The sequence below is a fragment of the Sphingomonas oligoaromativorans genome (assembly GCF_011762195.1).
Taxonomy (GTDB): domain Bacteria; phylum Pseudomonadota; class Alphaproteobacteria; order Sphingomonadales; family Sphingomonadaceae; genus Solisphingomonas; species Solisphingomonas oligoaromativorans.
Genome location: NZ_JAASQK010000003.1, coordinates 1 through 17,079, shown reverse-complemented (window position 1 = coordinate 17,079; position 17,079 = coordinate 1). Strand labels below are relative to the sequence as shown.

The 17,079-nt window shown below is 68.4% G+C and carries 18 protein-coding genes; 14 read left to right on the top strand and 4 right to left on the bottom strand.

Annotated elements, in window-relative coordinates; all coding sequences use genetic code 11:
* Window positions 1–88: 88 nt before the first annotated feature.
* Window positions 89–1,390 carry a hypothetical protein gene (locus tag FHS98_RS06410; RefSeq protein WP_167101833.1) on the bottom strand — a complete coding sequence of 434 codons (1,302 nt, stop codon included), beginning with the start codon at window positions 1,388–1,390 and terminating at the stop codon, window positions 89–91.
* Between the two features lie 124 nt (window positions 1,391–1,514).
* Here FHS98_RS06410 and FHS98_RS06405 point away from each other — a divergent pair, with 124 nt between their 5' ends.
* The 7 genes from FHS98_RS06405 to FHS98_RS06375 are packed head-to-tail and all read left to right on the top strand — an operon-like array spanning window position 1,515 to window position 6,213.
* Window positions 1,515–2,771 carry a cation:dicarboxylate symporter family transporter gene (locus FHS98_RS06405; protein WP_167101831.1) on the top strand — a complete coding sequence of 419 codons (1,257 nt, stop codon included), beginning with the start codon at window positions 1,515–1,517 and terminating at the stop codon, window positions 2,769–2,771.
* 58 nt (window positions 2,772–2,829) lie between these two features.
* Window positions 2,830–3,084 carry a DUF6356 family protein gene (locus FHS98_RS06400; RefSeq protein ID WP_167101828.1) on the top strand — a complete coding sequence of 85 codons (255 nt, stop codon included), beginning with the start codon at window positions 2,830–2,832 and terminating at the stop codon, window positions 3,082–3,084.
* On the top strand, window positions 3,072–3,824 hold the full coding sequence (locus FHS98_RS06395) for an alpha/beta fold hydrolase (RefSeq protein ID WP_167101825.1): 753 nt from the start codon (window positions 3,072–3,074) through the stop codon (window positions 3,822–3,824). The genes FHS98_RS06400 and FHS98_RS06395 overlap by 13 nt, the downstream gene beginning before the upstream one ends.
* Window positions 3,821–4,597 carry a tetratricopeptide repeat protein gene (locus tag FHS98_RS06390; protein ID WP_208402085.1) on the top strand — a complete coding sequence of 259 codons (777 nt, stop codon included), beginning with the start codon at window positions 3,821–3,823 and terminating at the stop codon, window positions 4,595–4,597. Before FHS98_RS06395 ends, FHS98_RS06390 begins: the two co-directional genes overlap by 4 nt.
* 38 nt (window positions 4,598–4,635) lie before the next feature.
* A complete protein-coding gene (locus FHS98_RS06385) occupies window positions 4,636–5,052 on the top strand; it encodes a VOC family protein (RefSeq protein WP_167101822.1) in 417 nt (138 codons plus the stop codon).
* A 5-nt stretch (window positions 5,053–5,057) separates the two neighbouring features.
* Window positions 5,058–5,786: a hydroxyacylglutathione hydrolase gene (gene gloB, locus FHS98_RS06380; protein WP_167102950.1), complete on the top strand. Its 729-nt coding sequence runs from the start codon at window positions 5,058–5,060 to the stop codon at window positions 5,784–5,786.
* Between the two features lie 43 nt (window positions 5,787–5,829).
* Window positions 5,830–6,213, top strand: a complete 384-nt coding sequence (locus FHS98_RS06375; RefSeq protein ID WP_167101819.1) for a hypothetical protein — start codon at window positions 5,830–5,832, stop codon at window positions 6,211–6,213.
* Here FHS98_RS06375 and FHS98_RS06370 read toward each other — a convergent pair.
* From FHS98_RS06370 to FHS98_RS06360, 3 genes are read right to left on the bottom strand one after another with little or no spacing between them, the layout of a single operon-like run.
* Entirely contained in the window at window positions 6,207–7,994 is a 1,788-nt protein-coding gene (locus FHS98_RS06370) for an AMP-dependent synthetase/ligase (protein ID WP_167101816.1), read from the bottom strand. The genes FHS98_RS06375 and FHS98_RS06370 overlap by 7 nt on opposite strands.
* Before the next feature lie 59 nt (window positions 7,995–8,053).
* Window positions 8,054–9,748 (bottom strand): gamma-glutamyltransferase, encoded by a 1,695-nt coding sequence (ggt, locus tag FHS98_RS06365; RefSeq protein ID WP_167101813.1) that lies wholly within the window; start codon window positions 9,746–9,748, stop codon window positions 8,054–8,056.
* Window positions 9,749–9,788: 40 nt separating this feature from the next.
* A complete protein-coding gene (locus tag FHS98_RS06360) occupies window positions 9,789–10,817 on the bottom strand; it encodes a quinone-dependent dihydroorotate dehydrogenase (protein ID WP_167101810.1) in 1,029 nt (342 codons plus the stop codon).
* A 120-nt stretch (window positions 10,818–10,937) separates the two neighbouring features.
* Between FHS98_RS06360 and FHS98_RS06355 the strand changes: the two genes are divergently transcribed.
* From FHS98_RS06355 to FHS98_RS06325, 7 genes are all read left to right on the top strand, one after another.
* Window positions 10,938–11,360, top strand: coding sequence for an SUF system Fe-S cluster assembly regulator (locus FHS98_RS06355; RefSeq protein ID WP_167101806.1), 423 nt, complete (start codon window positions 10,938–10,940; stop codon window positions 11,358–11,360).
* Window positions 11,357–12,850: a Fe-S cluster assembly protein SufB gene (gene sufB, locus FHS98_RS06350; protein ID WP_167101803.1), complete on the top strand. Its 1,494-nt coding sequence runs from the start codon at window positions 11,357–11,359 to the stop codon at window positions 12,848–12,850. The genes FHS98_RS06355 and sufB overlap by 4 nt, the downstream gene beginning before the upstream one ends.
* A gap of 111 nt (window positions 12,851–12,961) precedes the next feature.
* Window positions 12,962–13,717, top strand: coding sequence for a Fe-S cluster assembly ATPase SufC (gene sufC / locus FHS98_RS06345; protein WP_167101800.1), 756 nt, complete (start codon window positions 12,962–12,964; stop codon window positions 13,715–13,717).
* The gene (locus FHS98_RS06340) at window positions 13,714–14,802 is read left to right on the top strand and encodes a SufD family Fe-S cluster assembly protein (RefSeq protein WP_167101797.1); all 1,089 of its coding nucleotides are present in this window, start codon (window positions 13,714–13,716) and stop codon (window positions 14,800–14,802) included. Before sufC ends, FHS98_RS06340 begins: the two co-directional genes overlap by 4 nt.
* The gene (locus FHS98_RS06335; RefSeq protein WP_167101794.1) at window positions 14,799–16,016 is read left to right on the top strand and encodes a cysteine desulfurase; all 1,218 of its coding nucleotides are present in this window, start codon (window positions 14,799–14,801) and stop codon (window positions 16,014–16,016) included. The genes FHS98_RS06340 and FHS98_RS06335 overlap by 4 nt, the downstream gene beginning before the upstream one ends.
* Window positions 16,017–16,044: 28 nt before the next feature.
* Entirely contained in the window at window positions 16,045–16,506 is a 462-nt protein-coding gene (locus tag FHS98_RS06330) for an SUF system Fe-S cluster assembly protein (protein WP_167102947.1), read from the top strand.
* The gene (locus FHS98_RS06325) at window positions 16,506–16,865 is read left to right on the top strand and encodes a HesB/IscA family protein (protein ID WP_167101791.1); all 360 of its coding nucleotides are present in this window, start codon (window positions 16,506–16,508) and stop codon (window positions 16,863–16,865) included. The genes FHS98_RS06330 and FHS98_RS06325 overlap by 1 nt, the downstream gene beginning before the upstream one ends.
* Window positions 16,866–17,079: the final 214 nt, after the last annotated feature.

Here is a 17,079-nt window from a genome sequence, read left to right as displayed (position 1 = left end):
CTCTCGATGAGATGGGGAAACGACCGATGTCGCTTACCCGCGTGGTCGTGATGGAGGCAAGTCGCCCCGTGCCCCATCGAATGCCCGATCAGGCGACGGCGACGACCCCCGCGCCGAGATAATGCCCCATGGCGTCGAAATCAAAGCCGACGACGATCGACCCCGCCGCCGCGCAGGCATGGCAGACGGCGGTGGGCGTGGTCAGCAGCACGCGCAGGTTGCCGGCCGGCGTCTTGCCGAACGACACCTCGCCCGGCGGCACCGGGAAGGCATCAGGATGTTCGGCCTGCGCGGCGCGATAATCGGCGCGCGCCTTGTCGTCGGCGGTCAGCGCATAGGCATCGGCGAGGATCGGATCGCCGGCGGTGGGCACCAGCACGGTCGCCATGTTGGTGTTGGCGCGAAAGGGGTAGGTGACCGTCGCGACGCCGATCGGCCCCACCTGCTTCCAGGCGGAGACATAGCCGGCATCCCCCGCCGCCACGAGCCGCTGGCTGAACGCGATCGAGCCCAGCGAGGCGCCTCCCTTGCGCATCTGCTCGATCAGGCAATCCCCAACCCCTTCCGTCCTGGCGCGGCAGGCTTCCAGCCCTTCGCCGGACCAGACGGCGCCGGCATCGAGCGCGGCGCTCAGCTTCTCCGGCGCGCGGCCGATCGGCGGCGCGTAGGTGAAGCCCACCAGCCGTTCGGTGTGCGCCAGCCTGCCGTGCCGGGTGACGAGGATGGCGGCGGGCTCGGTCCTGCGCGGGCGCTGGACGAAATAGACGAAGTCGGCATTGGCGAAGCGGAAGCCGCCCTGCGCGCCGACGATCTCCGACCCGCCGAGCAGGCGCAGCGTCGGCTTGTTGCTTTGCTGCACGCCGTCGGGGCGCGTCACCGGCCCGCGCTTCAGGAAATCGAAGCTCTGGTAGACGAGGCCCTGCGTCGTCTCGGTCACCACCACGCTGCGCCGCGAATCGAGGCCGATGAAGCGCGTGTGCGCCAGCCAGCGGCAGGAAAGCTGCTTGTCGTCGAGCTTCACCTCGACGATCGGCGGCACGGTCGCGCCGTCATCCTCGATCATGCCGGGATTGACGCCGTGGACGTCGCCGACGACCTGCCCGCCGCGGGACAGCGGCCAGTGGATCTGCCCCGCCCCCGGATCGGGCTGGCCCACCTGATAGCTCTGGGTGTCGAACCGGCCGGAGCGCCGGTCGAGCAAGGTGATGATGCTCGCGCCCCTCGCGTCCGGCTTTCCGGCGAACAGCGCATAAGGGCCGCTCACCGCATCGCAGACGAACCAGCCGTCGCGCGCGGGGATCGCGTTGATGCGGGTGACGCTGTCATCCGGCGCGGCCGCGCGGAGCGGCATGGCGGCCAGAAACAGGGCAAGGGAGACGAGATGCTTCATCGGCCCTCCGTAACGGTCTGTCACCTGAACCCACGATGATAACGCTTTACCGCACACTTAGCATGGCTTGACCGCGGGCGCCTGCTCGCCTCTTGTGCCGGCTCTGTCATTCCGGGGAGCATCCGTGGCGCAACGCCTGACCCTCTACATCCTGATCGGCATGGTTCTGGGCATCATCGCCGGGCTGGCGATGCACTCTCTCCTCGCGGAGCCGGCGCTGGGCCAGTGGGCGGGCCTCCTCACCATCCCGACCGATCTGTTCCTGCGCCTCATCAAGATGATTATCGCGCCGCTGGTCTTCTCCACGCTGGTGGTCGGCATCGCCCATATGGGGGACACCTCCGCGCTCGGCCGGATCGGCGCGCGGACGCTCGGCTGGTTTCTCGGCGCCACCCTCGTCTCGCTGACGCTCGGCCTCGTCATGGTCAACCTGCTCCAGCCCGGCGCGCATACCGGCCTTGCGCTTCCGCCCGCCGGCGAGGGCATGGGGCTCGATGCCAAGGGCTTCAACCTCCACGATTTCTTCGTCCACATCGTCCCCGCCTCGATCACCGAGGCGATGGCCAACAACGACATCCTGCCGATCGTCGTCTTCTCGGTGTTCATGGGCGTGGCGCTGGTCGCGGTCGGCGAGAAGGGCAAGCCGCTGGTCGCCGGCATCGAGGCGCTGGTCGCGGTGATGCTGAAGATCACCGACTATGTGATGCGCGTCGCCCCGATCGCGGTGTTCGCCGCCATCGCTCATGCCGTGGCGATCAATGGCGCGGGCATCCTCATCACCTTCGGGCGCTTCGTCGGCAGCTTCTACCTGACGCTGCTCGTGCTGTGGGCGGTGCTGATCGGCGCGGGCTTCGTGATGCTGGGCGGTCGGGCGCGGACGCTCGTGCGGCTGATCCGCGAGCCGACCCTGCTCGCCTTCTCCACCGCCTCGTCGGAGGCCGCCTATCCGCGCCTGCTGGAGGCGCTGGAAATGTTCGGCGTGCCCCGCCGCATCGCCAGCTTCGTGCTGCCGCTCGGTTATTCGTTCAACCTCGACGGCTCGATGATCTACATGACCTTCGCGACATTGTTCATCGCGCAGGCCTATGGCATCGAAATCTCGGTCGGGCAGCAGATCCTGATGGTGCTGATCCTGATGGTGACGTCGAAGGGCATGGCCGGCGTGCCGCGCGCCAGCCTCGTGGTGATCGCCGCCGTGATGGGGCATTTCCACATCCCGGAGGCGGGGCTGCTGCTGGTGCTGGCGGTCGACCAGTTCCTCGACATGGGCCGATCGGGCACCAACGTGATCGGCAATGCGGTGGCCACCGCCGTGGTCGCCAAATGGGAAGGCGCGCTCACTCCTCCGAGGGAGCGGCTGGACCTCGACACGCAAGCATAGGATAATGGCGGGTGGAAGCGGTGCGCCGCGTCCCGCGTCAGTCACAAGGAATCGCGCGATGCTGGGTAAGCTGTTCCTCGATCATCCCGCCGATGTCGGCGAGAGCTATGGCGAGCATATGCGCCATGCCTCGGGCTACGGCTTCGCGATGATCGGCGGCGGCATCGCCTGCCTCGTCCATGCGCTCGTGCCCGCGCTGTTCAAGACGCGCGGCAGCGAGACGATCGCCCGCCTCAACCAGAAGCTGGTCCGCTCGCGTGGCGCCAAGCGCGACGCCACCATCGAGATGCGCACCGGCGGATGGGTGATCTGACCGGCGCGGAGCCTCCGCGCTTCATCGAGACGAAGGACGGCCGCAGGCTTGCCGTCCGTTTCCGTGGCGGGCACGGCCCGGCGCTGCTGTTCCTGCCGGGCTATGCCTCCGACATGATGGGCGGCAAGGCGCTGGCGCTCGACGGCTGGGCGGAGCGCACCGGCCACGCCATGATCCGCTTCGACTATTCGGGCACCGGCGAGAGCGACGGCGCGTTCGAGGAGGGCACGCTCGCCCGCTGGCGCGACGACGCGCTGGCGATCGTCGATGCGTGCGAGGGCGATCTGGTGGTGGTCGGCTCGTCGATGGGCGGTTGGCTGATGCTGCTGGTGGCGCTGGCCCGGCCGGACCGGGTGCGCGCGCTGGTCGGCATCGCGGCGGCGCCCGATTTCTCGGACTGGGGCTATTCGCAGGACGAGAAGCTCGCCCTGTTGCGCGAAGGCCGGCTGGAGCAGCCCTCCCCTCATGGCGCGCCGATGGTGACCACCAGGGGCTTCTGGCAATCCGCCGAGGCGCTCCGCCTGCTCCATGGCCCCATCGCCTTCGACGGGCCGGTGCGCCTGCTCCACGGCGAGGCCGATGCCGATGTGCCGCCCTGGGTCGCCGGCCGGATCGCCGCGCTCGTCCGTTCAGCCGATGTGCAGACCATCCTCGTCAAGGACGGCGATCATCGCCTGTCGCGCCCGCAGGATCTCGCTTTGCTGGAGCGCACGGTGGACGTGCTGATGGAGAGCCTGTGATCCCCGCCCTCGCCCTTCTGCTGGCTGCCGCTCCGGCTGGCCCCGCCGACGCACGCAGCCCGCAGGCGCGCTATCAGGAGTGCATCAAGCAAAGCGACACCGATCCCGCCGGCGCGGCGCAGGCGGCAACGACATGGGCGGCCTCGGGCGGCGGCGCGCTGGCGGCGCACTGCCTCGGCATCGCGCGCAGCGCCACCGAGGACTGGAAGGGCGCGGCCGACGCCTTCACCGCCGCCGCCGACATCGCCTCCAAGACGCACGACCGCATGGCCGCGAGCTACTGGGTCTCGGCCGGCAACGCCGCGCTGGCGGCCGGCGATACCGCCCGCGCCCGCGCCGCGCTGTCGAGCGCGCTCGCCGATCCCGCGCTCGCCGAGCAGATGAAGGGCGAGGCCTATCTCGACCGCGCCCGCGCCGATGTCGCGGCCGGAGACCTCCCCGCCGCGCGCACCGACATGAACGATGCGCTGGCGCTCGTCCCCGCCGATCCGATGGCCTGGCTGCTCTCCGCCACGCTGGCGCGCCGCATGAACGACGGCACCCGCGCCGCCGCCGACATCAAGGAGGCGATGCTGCGCGCGCCCAACCAGGCGGATATCCTCTATGAGGCGGGCAATATCGCCGCGACCAATGGCCATATCGACGATGCCCGCGCGCAATGGTCCCGCGCGGTCGCCGCCGATCCGCAGAGCGACGTCGCGAAATCCGCCCGCGCCAATCTGGACGCCACCGGAGAAAGCGCGCCCAGGCCTGCGCCGAAACCCGGCCGCTGAGGTTCACAAGCCCCGCGCCGAAGCCTAGATTGGCGGGCATGAAATATCTGCACACCATGATCCGCGTCTCGGACCCGGCCGAGACGATCCGCTTCTTCGAGCTGCTCGGCCTGAAGGAAACCCGCCGCATGGAAAGCGAGGCCGGCCGCTTCACGCTGATCTACCTCGCCGCCCCCGGCGACGAGGCGGCCGAGGTGGAGCTGACCCACAATTGGGACGAGACGGGCTATGACGGCGGCCGCAATTTCGGCCACCTCGCCTATCGCGTCGAGAATATCTACGCGCTCTGCCAGACGCTGATGGACGCCGGCATCACCATCAACCGCCCGCCGCGCGACGGCCACATGGCCTTCATCCGCACCCCCGACGCCATCTCGATCGAGCTGCTCCAGGCGGGCGATCGCCTCGCGCCGGCCGAGCCCTGGGTCTCGATGCCCAACACCGGAAGCTGGTGAGCACCATGGCTCTGGAGATCGTCCCCGTCCCCGCGCTCAGCGACAATTATGTCTGGCTGATGCACGACGCCCGAAGCGGCGAGACGGTGGCGGTCGATCCCGGCGAGGCGGCGCCGGTGCTGGCCGCGGCCGACGCGCGCGGCTGGAGCATCACGCAGGTGTGGAACACCCACTGGCACCCCGATCATGTCGGCGGCAACGCCGCGATCAAGGAGGCGACCGGCGCCACCATCACCGGCCCTTCCGAGCAGGGCCGCATCCCCACGCTCGACCGCGTGGTCGAGGAAGGCGACACCGTCCGCATCGGCGCGCATGAGGGGCAGGTGATCGCGGTCGGCGCGCACACCGCCGGGCATATCGCCATCCACATCCCCGACGAGGCGGTGGTGTTCACCGGCGACACGCTGTTCGCCATGGGCTGCGGCCGGCTGTTCGAGGGGACGGCCGAGGACATGTTCCGCGCCATGGAGAAGCTCGGCACGCTGCCCGGCGAGACGCGGGTCTGCTGCGGCCATGAATATACCGTCGCCAACGGCCGCTTCGCCGTGGTGACCGAGCCCGGCAACGAGGCCGCGCGCGAGGCTCTCCGGCACGCCGAGCGGCTGCGCGCCGAGGGCCTGCCGACGCTGCCCTCCACCATCGCCCTCGAACGGGCCACCAATCCCTTCCTGCGCGCGCGCGACGCGCGGGAGCTTGCCGAACGGCGCGCCGCCAAGGACAGCTTCAAGGGATAGGGCGCCATTGGGCGCCCCTCTCGCGCAGAAAGGATCGAGTTCGATGCGTATCCTGACCCTCGTCGCCGTCGCGGCCGTCCTCGCGTCCGGCACGGCGGACGCCCGCACCCGGACGGTGGAGCAGGCCCTCGCCGGACGCACGCCCGGCAAGCCCGTTTCCTGCATCCAGCTTCCACGGGTCGACAGCTCGGAAATCTTCGATTCCGGGGCGATCCTCTACCGGATGCGCGGCGGGCCGGATTATCTCAACACGCCGGGCAACTGCCCCTTCCTGCGCCACGACCGCGCCATCTCCACCCGCACGCCCAGCACATCGCTGTGCAGCGGCGACATCATCCGAATCTTCGATGCCCCCTCCCATTTCGACTATGGAGGCTGCGGGCTGGGCGATTTCGTCCCCTATCCGAAGGTGAAGAAGGCTCAGTAGGCGGCCTGCTTGTAGAGCCCGTCGAGCCGCGCGCCATAGACGCTGCGGATGACGTGGCGGCGGATCTTCATCGAGGGCGTGAGCTGCGCATTCTCGATGGTGAAGGCCTCCTCCGCCACCAGCACGCGGCGCACCTTCTCGGTAGTCGAGAGATCGGCGTTCACCCGATCCACCGCCGCCTGCACGGCGCGGTGGAACACGGGATTCTGCGCGAGCAGGCCGATATCGTTGGCCACACCCTGCGCTTTCGCCCACTCCGCCTGCCACTCGGGATCGGGCACGACGAGGCCGACCAGATAAGGCCGCCGGTCGCCCATCACCATCGCTTGCAGGATTTCGGGCTGGAGCGTCAGCATCCCCTCGACGCGCTGGGGCGCGACATTGTCGCCCTTGTCGTTGACGATGATGTCCTTCTTGCGATCGGTGATGACCAGCCGGCCCTTGTCGTCGAGATGGCCGATGTCGCCGGTCGAGAGCCAGCCGTCGGCGCTCAGCACGCGGGCCGTCTCCTCCGGGTTGCGCCAATAGCCCTTCATCACCAGCTCGCCGCGGACCTGGATCTCGCCATCCTCGGCGATGCGAATCTCCACCCCGTCGAGCGGCGGGCCGACGGTGTCGAGCTTGATCCCCGCCTTTGGCCGGTTGCACGAGATGACCGGCGCCGCCTCGGTCTGCCCATAGCCTTGCAGCATGGTGAGGCCGAGCGAGGCGAAGAAGCGCCCGACATCGGGGTTGAGCGGCGCCCCGCCCGAGACGAGCGCCTTCATCCGTCCGCCGAAGCGTCCACGCACCTTGCGGCGGATGGTGGCGGAGAGCAGCAGGTCCATCGGCCGCTGCCAGAGCTTCGGCCTGTCGCCCATCGCCTCGGCCCGCGCGAGCAGCCAGCTCGGTACCGCGCCCTGCTTCTCGATCGCCTTGGCGATGCGCGTGCGCAGCACCTCGAACAGGCGCGGCACCACCACCATGATGGTCGGGCGCACCTCCTCGATATTGGCGGCGAGCTTCTCCAGCCCCTCGGCATAATAGATCTGCGCGCCGAGCCCGATCGGGAAATGCTGCCCGCCGGTATGCTCATAGGCGTGGGAGAGCGGCAGGAAGGAGAGGAAGATCTCGTCCCCCCAGCCGAAATCCTCCGAGATGACGCGCGCCGCGCCCGCGACATTGTGGAGGATCGCGCCATGATGCTGCATCACCCCGCGCGGCGCCCCGCCGGTGCCGGAGGTGTAGATGATGCAGGCGAGATCCTCGCGGCCGAAGCGCCCGGCATCCTCGGCGCAGGCGGCGACATCCGCATCGCCCGAGGCCAGCGCCTCGAACGTCTCGAAGCGGAAGGGGCCGGCCTGCCCGATCCGCATCGCATCGATGCCGACGACGAGCGTGCATTGCCCCGAACGCAGCACCGCCGGAATCAGCGTCGTGGCGAGCTTGGCCGTGGAGACGATCACCGCCTTGGCGCCGCTATTCTCCAGCACATGGGCATGATCGCGCGTGGTGTTGGTGACATAGGCCGGCACGGTGATGCAGCCCGCCGCCATGATCGCGAGATCGGCGATGCACCATTCGGGGCGATTCTCGGACACCAGCAGCACGCGGTCGCCCGGCTCCAGCCCCTGCGCCTTCAGGGATGCGGCGAGTGCCGCCACCTGTCGCGCCGCCTCGCGCCAAGTCGTCGGGCGCCAATCGCCCCCCGCCTTGTGCCAGAGGAAAGGCGCGTCACCCTTCTCGGCAGCACGCGCGAAGAACATGGTGACGAGATTCGGGAAATGTTCGAGCAGACGCATGACCTCTCCTGCCCGCGTTTCTCTGTCGCAGGCTAGCATGACGTTACGGTTTTGGCCGCTTATTGCGGAAGCGCAACCCCTTCGCTGCGCGTGACATCCGCGGCACCGCGCCAGCCGCCTTCGGGCGTGCGCTCGATGGCGTTGAGCTTGGAGGGGATCGGCACTTCGTTGGCCTGCTGGCCGAGCTTCGCAATTTCGGGCGCGAGGCCGTCCATCAGCGGGCTCTTCTCGACCAGCAGCGCGCCGCCGCCGAAGAACATGTTGGGCAGGTCTATCGCCTCCTGCGCGCTCATCTTCCAGTCGATGACGCCGACCAGCGTCTTCAGCACATGCATGATGATGCGCTGCCCGCCGGCCGAACCCACCGCCAGCACCACCTTGCCGGAAGGGTCGGTCACGATCGTCGGCGACATCGACGAGAGCGGCCGCTTGCCCGCTTCCACCCGGTTGGCGACGGGCGCGCCGTCCTTCTCGGGCGCGAAGGAGAAATCGGTGAGCTGGTTGTTGAGCACGAAGCCGTTCACGACGAGCTGGCTGCCGAAATAGCCCTCGACCGTGCTGGTCATCGTCACGATGTCGCCCGATCCGTCGGCGGCGACGAAATCGGTGGTGCCATGCTCGTCGACGCCGAGCCCGGCGGTGCGCTTCTCCGCGCCCGGCGGCGTGCCGGGCTGGTACTGGCCCAGCGAGCGCGTCTCGGAGATGAGCTTCGCGCGGCGCGCCAGATAGGCCTTGTCGATCAGGCCGGCGACCGGAACCTTCACGAACGCCGTATCCCCCAGATATTGCGCGCGGTCGGCATAAGCGAGCTGCATCGCCTCGCCGATCAGGTGCCACGCCACCGGCGAGTTCGGGCCGAGCTTCGCCATGTCGAAATGCTCGAGCATCCCGAGGATCTGGAGGATGGTGATGCCGCCGGAGGATGAAGGCGCCATCCCGCAGATCTTATAGCCGCGATAGGTGCCGCAGACCGGTGCCTGCGCGCGCGCCTGATAGGCGGCGAGGTCCGCCGTCGTGAACGGCGCCGGATTGCGCGGCGCGTTGCTGACGGCCGCTTCGATCGCCTCGGCATTGGCGCCCTTGTAGAAGGCGTCCGGCCCCTCGGCGGCGATGCGCTTGAGGAGGGCGGCCAGCTCGGGATTGCGGATCGTGCTGCCGACCGGCTTGGGCACGCCATCATCGGTATAGAGCGCGGCGATCGCCGGGAAATCCTTCCACAGCGGCACCATCGCCCGAAGCCGGCTCTCCATCAGCGGCGTCACCTGATAGCCGTCCTCGGCCAGCCGGATCGCCGGTTCGAGCAGCCGGCTCCACGGGAGCTTGCCCCACTTTTGATGCGCCAGCGCCGCGAGGCGGACATTGCCCGAGACGCCCACCGACTTGCCGCCCGGAAACTCCTGCGAGAAAGGCATCGGCTTGCCGTCGGGGCCAAGGAAGCGATCGGGGCGCGCGGCGGACGGAGCCACCTCGCGGCCGTCGATCGTCTCGATCCTGTTGGCCTTGGCGTCATAGTGGACGAAATAGCCGCCGCCGCCGATGCCGGAGCTTTGCGGCTCGACCACGGTCAGCGCGAAGATCATCGCCACCTCGGCATCGGCGGCGGACCCACCGGCGCGCAGGATCTCCCGCCCCGCCTCCGCCGCGCGCGGATCGGCGGCGGACACCATGCCCTTGCCCGGCGGCGAGACCGGCGGCGCATCGGCCAGAGCGGGGGCGGCGAGGAGCAGGGCGGCAGCGAGCGCGGTTCGGATCATGCCGGCGAAACTAGTGGCCGAATGAAACGGGGCAACCCCCTCAGGCGCCCACCGCCTCCGACAGGCTCGCGAAACCGTCGCGCCGGAGCAGCGGCACCAGAGCTTTCGCAATCCGCGCGGCCAGCCCCGGCCCTTCATAGACCAGCGCCGAATAGAGCTGGACGAGGCTCGCGCCGGCGCGGATGCGGGCATAGGCATCCTCCGCCGAGGCGATGCCGCCCGCCGAGATCAGCGGCACCTGCCCGCCCGTCGCCTTGCGGAAATCCTTCAGGCGCTGGAGCGCCAACGGACGCAGCGGCTCGCCCGACAGCCCCCCGCCCTCGCCGGCATGGCGCGAGGAGAGCGGCGGCCGCGACACGGTGGTGTTGGCGACGATCAGCGCGTCCACCTTGCGGTCCACCACCACTTTCGCGATCGCGTCGATGTCGGCAGGGTCGAGATCGGGCGCGACCTTGAGGAAGATCGGCGGCCCCTGCTCGCCCCGCGCCTCATACGCCGCCGCCAGCAGAGCATCGAGCGCGGCCGCCTCCTGCAACGCGCGCAGCCCCGGCGTGTTGGGGGACGAGATGTTGATCGTCAGATAGTCCGCCACCGGCGCCATCGCCTTCACGCCACGCGCATAATCGGCGGTGCGATCGGCCGAATCCTTGTTCGCGCCGACATTGACGCCGACGATCCCGCGCCGCTCGCGCTTCGACAGGCGCGCGAAGGCCTCCTCTTGCCCGCCATTGTTGAAGCCCATGCGGTTGATGACCGCGCGATCCTCGACCAGCCGGAAGAGTCGCGGCCTGGGGTTGCCCGCCTGCGGCCTGGGGGTGAGCGTCCCCACCTCGACGAAGCCGAAGCCCAGCCCCAGCAGCGCGTCGGGCACGCGGGCATCCTTGTCATAGCCCGCCGCCAGCCCGACCGGCGTCGGGAAATCGAGCCCCGCCACGCGGGTCTTCAGCACTTGCGCGAAGACGGGCGGCGTCCGGCGCGGCGCCTTCTCCAGCACGTCGAGCGACAGCAGATGCGCGCGCTCGCCATCGAGTCGGAAGATGAAGGGGCGAAGAAGGGGGTAGAGCGACATGGCCCCTGCCGCTATGGGACCGCGCGCCCGCTGTCAAAGCGGCCCCTTGACCCCGCGGCCATGCGCGACCACATGGCAATTCGGATCGAATCAGTCTGAATTGAGAACGGATCGCAATTGATGCGCCTGTCCAGCCTTGCCGATTATGCCGTGGTGATGATGGCCGCGGCCGCGCGCCATGGCGCGGGCGGGCGGCTGTCCGCGACGATCCTCTCGGCCGAGACGGGCGTGCCGCTGCCCACCGCGCAGAAGCTGGTGAGCAAGCTCGCCGGCGCCGGCCTTCTCGCCTCGCAGCGGGGGGCGGCCGGCGGCTTCGTGCTGGCGCGCGAGGCCGGGGCGATCAGTCTGATCGAGATTATCGAGGCGGTGGAAGGCCCCATCGCGCTTACCAGTTGCGTGGATGAAGCGAAGCATGACTGCGCCCTGGAGCAGGCCTGCAAGGTGAAGCCGCACTGGGCCGTCGTGAACGGCGCGGTGCGCAAGGCATTCGAGGACGTGCGGCTCGATCAACTGGCCGGCGTCGAACAAGAGGTGATGGCGTGAGCGTTCGCAACGAAGAGGCCCTGGCGGCGGCGGAGAAGCTCTCCACCTACGAATGGGGCTTCACGTCCGACATCGAGCAGGAATTCGCACCCAAGGGCCTCAATGAGGACACGGTGCGCTTCATCTCGGCCAAGAAGGGCGAGCCCGAGTGGATGCTCGACTGGCGCCTCAAGGCCTTCCGCCGCTGGCTGACGATGACGCCGCCGGACTGGGCGAAGCTCAACGTGCCGCCGATCGACTATCAGGACGCCTATTATTACGCGGCGCCCAAGGCCAAGCCGAAGCTCGGCTCGCTCGACGAGGTCGATCCCGAGATCCTGCGCACCTATGAGAAGCTGGGCATCCCGATCGCCGAGCAGAAGCTGCTCGCCGGCGTCGTCGAGGAAGCGGACCCCGATGCCCCGCCCCAGCGCAAGGTCGCCGTGGACGCGGTGTTCGATTCGGTCTCGGTCGCGACCACCTTCCGCGAGGAGCTGAAGAAGGCCGGCGTCATCTTCCTCTCCATCTCGGAGGCGATCCGCGAATATCCCGAGCTGGTGAAGAAGTGGCTCGGCAAGGTCGTGCCGCAGCATGACAATTATTTCGCCACGCTCAACAGCGCGGTCTTCTCGGACGGCACCTTCGTCTACATCCCCGAGGGCGTCCGCTGCCCGATGGAACTGTCGACCTATTTCCGCATCAACGCGGAGAATACCGGCCAGTTCGAGCGCACGCTGATCGTCGCCGACAAGGGCGCCTACGTCTCCTATCTCGAAGGCTGCACCGCGCCGCAGCGCGACGAGAACCAGCTCCACGCCGCCGTGGTCGAGCTGGTCGCCTTGGACGATGCCGAGATCAAATATTCGACCGTCCAGAACTGGTATCCCGGCGACGCCGAGGGCAAGGGCGGCATCTACAATTTCGTCACCAAGCGCGCGCTCTGCCAGGGCAGGAACTCGAAGGTGTCGTGGACGCAGGTCGAGACCGGCTCCGCGATCACCTGGAAATATCCGAGCTGCGTGCTGGCGGGCGAGAACAGCGTCGGCGAGTTCTACTCGGTCGCCGTCACCACCAATCACCAGCAGGCCGACACCGGCACCAAGATGATCCACCTCGGCAAGGGATCGCGTTCGACGATCGTGTCGAAGGGCATCTCGGCGGGCCAGTCGAACAACACCTATCGCGGTCTGGTGAAGGTCGGCCCGACGGCGGAGGGCGTGCGCAACTTCACCCAGTGCGACTCGCTGCTGCTCGGCGACAAATGCGGGGCGCACACCGTGCCCTATATCGAGGTCCGCAACCCCTCGGCCCAGATCGAGCATGAGGCGACGACCTCCAAGATTTCCGACGACCAGCTCTTCTACGCGATGCAGCGCGGCCTCGACGCCGAGGAATCGGTGGCGCTGATCGTCAACGGCTTCGCCCGCGAAGTGCTTCAGCAGCTCCCGATGGAGTTCGCGGTGGAAGCGCAGAAGCTGCTGGGGATCAGCCTTGAGGGATCGGTGGGATGATCTCCTTCTTCCCGTTCGTCCTGAGCTTGTCGAAGGACGTGCGGCAAACGGAGCGCTTGGGGCATGTGCTTCGACTGCGCTCAGCACGAACGGATTTGGAACGGGAACGTGATGCTGAAGATTGAAAACCTCCACGCCGAAGTCGACGGCAAGGCCATCCTCAAGGGCATCACGCTCTCGATCAATCCGGGCGAGATCCACGCGATCATGGGCCCGAACGGCGCCGGCAAGTCGACCACGGCCTATGTGCTCGGCGGCCGCCCCGGTTACGACGTGACCGAGGGCTCGGCCACCTTCGACGGTAAAGACCTGTTCGAGATGGAGCCGCATGAGCGCGCCGCCGCCGGCCTGTTCCTCGGCTTCCAATATCCGGTCGAGATTCCGGGCGTCTCCAACCTCCAGTTCCTGCGCACGGCCTTGAACGCCCAGCGCAAGGCGCGCGGCGAGGCGGAGCTTTCGGGCGGCGAGTTCATCAAGCTCGCCCGCAAGGAGGCGGATGCGCTCGGCCTCGATCCCGAGATGCTGAAGCGCCCGGTGAACGTCGGCTTCTCGGGCGGCGAGAAGAAGCGCAACGAGATGGTCCAGATGGGCATCATTGCGCCTAAGCTCGCCATCCTCGACGAGACGGACTCGGGCCTCGACATCGACGCGCTGAAGGCGGTGGGCCACGGCATCAACACGATCATGCGCCGGCCGGACCGCGCCGTGCTGCTCATCACCCACTATCAGCGCCTGCTCGACTATGTGAAGCCGGACTTCGTGCATGTGCTGGCCGCCGGCCGCATCGTCCGCACCGGCGGGCCGGAGCTGGCGCATGAGCTGGAGCGCGAAGGCTACGGCCAGATCACGGACGAGCTGGCGGCATGAGCCTCCTCGCCCTCCCCTCGGCACGCGACGAGGCGTGGCGCTGGTCGGACCTGTCCGGCCTGCCCGCCATCGCCGACGCGAAGCCCACGGGCCAGCCGCGTTCGGTCGATGATCTGTGGATCGACACGCCCGGCCCGCGCCTGCTGTTCGTGGACGGCGCTTATGACGCCAGCCGCTCGAACCCCGGCCCGGTGCAGATCGGTCCCGCCGACGCCAATGCCGGCCGCCACGCGCTCGGCAAGCTCGCCGGCTCGACCGGCTGGACGCTGACGCTCGGCCGTGACTGCGCGACCGAAGGCCCCGTCCAGATCGTCCATGTCGCGACGGGTGGCGCCAACCATCTCGCCGCCGACATCCGCCTCGACGAGGACGCGCAGGCGAGCATCGTCGAGAGCTTCGTCGGCGAGGGCTGGGTCAACCGCGCCGCTTCGCTCCGCCTCGCGCGTTCGGCTCGGCTGATGGTGGCGCGCCGCTTCCTCCACGAGAGCGGCTTCCAGAGTCATGCCGACACCGCCGAGATCGGTCAGGCCGCGAGCCTCACCATCGCCTCGCTGGTGGCGGGCGAGGCCGACAGCCGCCTCGACGGCCATCTGACGATCACCGGCATCGAGGCCTTCGCGGAGGCCGGCGGCGCGCTGCTCGGCCGCAAGAAGCAGCGCCATGACGCCGCCTTCGTCGTCCGCCACGCCGCCGCCCATGGCCAGAGCCGCCAGCTCTGGCGCGCGGTGGCCGACGAGCAGGCGGTCACCTCGGCCTCGGCCCGGGTCGAAGTCACGCGGGACGCCCAGAAGACCGACGGCGAGCAGTCGCTGCGCGGCCTGCTGATGGCGCGCACGGCGGCGGTGAACCTCAAGCCCGAGCTCGAGATCTTCGCCGACGACGTGAAGTGCGGCCATGGCGCCACCGTCGGCGAGCTGGATCGCAACAGCCTCTTCTATCTCGCCTCGCGCGGCATCCCGCCGGTCGAGGCACGCGCGATCCTCACCCACGCCTTCGTCGCCGACGCGCTCGCGCGGATCGGCGAGGATGCGGTGCGCGAGGCGTTCGAGGCGACCGCCAATAGCTGGCTGGGGATGATCGCATGAGCACCGTCCTCGCCTCCGACCGCCCGCTCGATCGGGTGAGCGACTTCCCGGCGATCCCGTCGGGCTGGGCCTATCTCGACACGGCTGCAACGGCACAGAAGCCGACCCCGGTGGTCGACGCGATCGACCGCGCCTATCGCGAGACCTACGCCACCGTGCATCGCGGCGTGTATCAGCGCTCGGCCGACATGACGCTCGCTTATGAGGCGGCACGCCGGCGGGTGGCGGGCTTCATCGGCGCCAAGTCGGACGGCGAGATCGTCTTCGTGCGCGGCGCCACCGAGGCGATCAACCTCGTCGCCCAGAGCTGGGGCACCACCCATCTCAAGCCCGGCGACCGCATCCTGCTCTCGACGCTCGAGCATCACAGCAACATCGTGCCGTGGCAGCTCATCCGCGAGCGGACCGGCCTCGTCATCGACGTCTGCCCGCTCACCGAAGACGGCCGCATCGATCTCGACACCGCCGAGCGGATGCTGACCCCCGCGCACAAGCTGGTCGCCTTCGGCCATGTCTCGAACGTGCTGGGCTCGATCCTCGACGTGAAGCGCGCGGCCGATCTGGCGCACGCGGTCGGCGCGAAGATTCTGATCGACGGTTGTCAGGCGGTCCCCCGCCTGCCCGTCGATGTGGCGGCGCTCGGCGTCGATTTCTACGCCTTCTCGGGCCACAAGCTCTATGGGCCGACCGGCATCGGCGTGCTCTGGGCGCGGGCCGAAATCCTCGATTCCATGCCACCCTGGCAGGGCGGCGGGTCGATGATCGACAAGGTGACCTTCGAGAAGACGACCTTCCTCCCCGCGCCTGCGCGCTTCGAGGCGGGGACGCCCCACATCGTCGGCGTCGTCGGCCTCCATGCCGCGATCGACTATGTGGAGGGCATCGGCCTGCCCGCCATCCACGCCCATGAGGCGGCACTCGTCGCCGAAACGCGCACGGCGCTGGCCTCGCTCAATTCGGTCAAGCTGTTCGGCCCGGAGGATTCGGCCGGCATCGTCAGCTTCGCGATCGAAGGGGTTCATCCCCACGACATCGGCACCATATTGGACGAGAGCCGGGTCGCCATCCGCGCCGGGCATCACTGCGCCCAGCCGCTGATGGCGCATCTCGGCGTCGAGGCGACCGCTCGCGCGAGCTTCGGGGTCTATAACGGGCCGGCCGACGTGGCCGCGCTGGTCGAGGGTATCGAGCGTGTTACGCGCATTTTTGGATAGGATTCGCCGGGTGAGCGATAAGGGTATCATGGTCGAGGAAGCGTCTGCCGCGCCCGAGAAGCCCGAACGCCCGCGTCTGACCGACGCCGACGTGCGGAGCGACATGCGCGAGGATTTCGAGCGCAAGAAGGATTATCTGGAGGGCTTCCTCTCCCAGAAACCCGCAGAGGTCGGCTCCGGCGAACCCGGCGGCGCGCTCTACGAAGCGGTGATCGACGCGCTCAAGGAAATCTACGATCCCGAGATTCCGGTGAACATCTACGATCTCGGCCTCGTTTACGGCGTCGAGATCGATGCCGGCCACGCGATCGTCACCATGACGCTCACCACGCCGCACTGCCCGGTCGCGGAATCGATGCCGGGCGAGGTGGAGATGCGGGTCGGCGCGGTGCCGGGGGTCGGCTCGGCCGAGGTGAACCTCGTCTGGGATCCGCCATGGGATCCGCAGAAGATGTCCGACGAGGCCAAGCTCGAACTGGGGATGCTGTGATGACGACGACCACCACCCGTCGCCCCCGCCCCGCCGCGATCATCCTGACGCCCTCGGCCGAGGAGCGCATCGCCAAGCTGATGGCCAAGGCCCCGGAAGGCGCGATCGGCGTCAAGCTCTCGACGCCCCGTCGCGGCTGCTCGGGCCTCGCTTACTCGGTCGATTACGTCACCGAGGCGGACCCGATGGACGAGCGCATCGAGACGCCCGGCGGCACCTTCTTCGTTGACGGCGGATCGGTGCTCTATCTGATCGGCTCGACGATGAGCTGGGTGGAGGACGATTTCACCGCCGGCTTCGTGTTCGAGAATCCGAACGCCAAGGGAAGCTGCGGCTGCGGCGAAAGCTTCATGGTGTGACCGTAGTACCACCCTCCCACCATTTAGATGGTGGAAGGGTGGCGTCAGAGATCGCTGTCCAGTGACAACAGATCATTTCCACATATGCGTGAAGACAAACACGCATATGTGGAAAACACTAGGTTGCGTTGACAAAGTGGATTCCCAAACGGCCTGAAGTTTGATTCAAGGCAGCTCTTTGCGGGGAGCAGCGATGGCGCGTGGGGATCTGACG

Bases quoted from the DNA above. Each gene is read 5' to 3' on its own strand.
- FHS98_RS06410 (WP_167101833.1), bottom strand. From the start codon at position 1,390: ATGAAGCATCTCGTCTCCCTTGCCCTGTTTCTGGCCGCCATGCCGCTC.
- FHS98_RS06400 (WP_167101828.1), top strand. From the start codon at position 2,830: ATGCTGGGTAAGCTGTTCCTCGATCATCCCGCCGATGTCGGCGAGAGC.
- FHS98_RS06395 (WP_167101825.1), top strand. From the start codon at position 3,072: ATGGGTGATCTGACCGGCGCGGAGCCTCCGCGCTTCATCGAGACGAAG.
- FHS98_RS06385 (WP_167101822.1), top strand. From the start codon at position 4,636: ATGAAATATCTGCACACCATGATCCGCGTCTCGGACCCGGCCGAGACG.
- gloB (WP_167102950.1), top strand. From the start codon at position 5,058: ATGGCTCTGGAGATCGTCCCCGTCCCCGCGCTCAGCGACAATTATGTC.
- FHS98_RS06375 (WP_167101819.1), top strand. From the start codon at position 5,830: ATGCGTATCCTGACCCTCGTCGCCGTCGCGGCCGTCCTCGCGTCCGGC.
- FHS98_RS06370 (WP_167101816.1), bottom strand. From the start codon at position 7,994: ATGCGTCTGCTCGAACATTTCCCGAATCTCGTCACCATGTTCTTCGCG.
- ggt (WP_167101813.1), bottom strand. From the start codon at position 9,748: ATGATCCGAACCGCGCTCGCTGCCGCCCTGCTCCTCGCCGCCCCCGCT.
- FHS98_RS06360 (WP_167101810.1), bottom strand. From the start codon at position 10,817: ATGTCGCTCTACCCCCTTCTTCGCCCCTTCATCTTCCGACTCGATGGC.
- FHS98_RS06355 (WP_167101806.1), top strand. From the start codon at position 10,938: ATGCGCCTGTCCAGCCTTGCCGATTATGCCGTGGTGATGATGGCCGCG.
- sufC (WP_167101800.1), top strand. From the start codon at position 12,962: ATGCTGAAGATTGAAAACCTCCACGCCGAAGTCGACGGCAAGGCCATC.
- FHS98_RS06340 (WP_167101797.1), top strand. From the start codon at position 13,714: ATGAGCCTCCTCGCCCTCCCCTCGGCACGCGACGAGGCGTGGCGCTGG.
- FHS98_RS06335 (WP_167101794.1), top strand. From the start codon at position 14,799: ATGAGCACCGTCCTCGCCTCCGACCGCCCGCTCGATCGGGTGAGCGAC.
- FHS98_RS06330 (WP_167102947.1), top strand. From the start codon at position 16,045: ATGGTCGAGGAAGCGTCTGCCGCGCCCGAGAAGCCCGAACGCCCGCGT.
- FHS98_RS06325 (WP_167101791.1), top strand. From the start codon at position 16,506: ATGACGACGACCACCACCCGTCGCCCCCGCCCCGCCGCGATCATCCTG.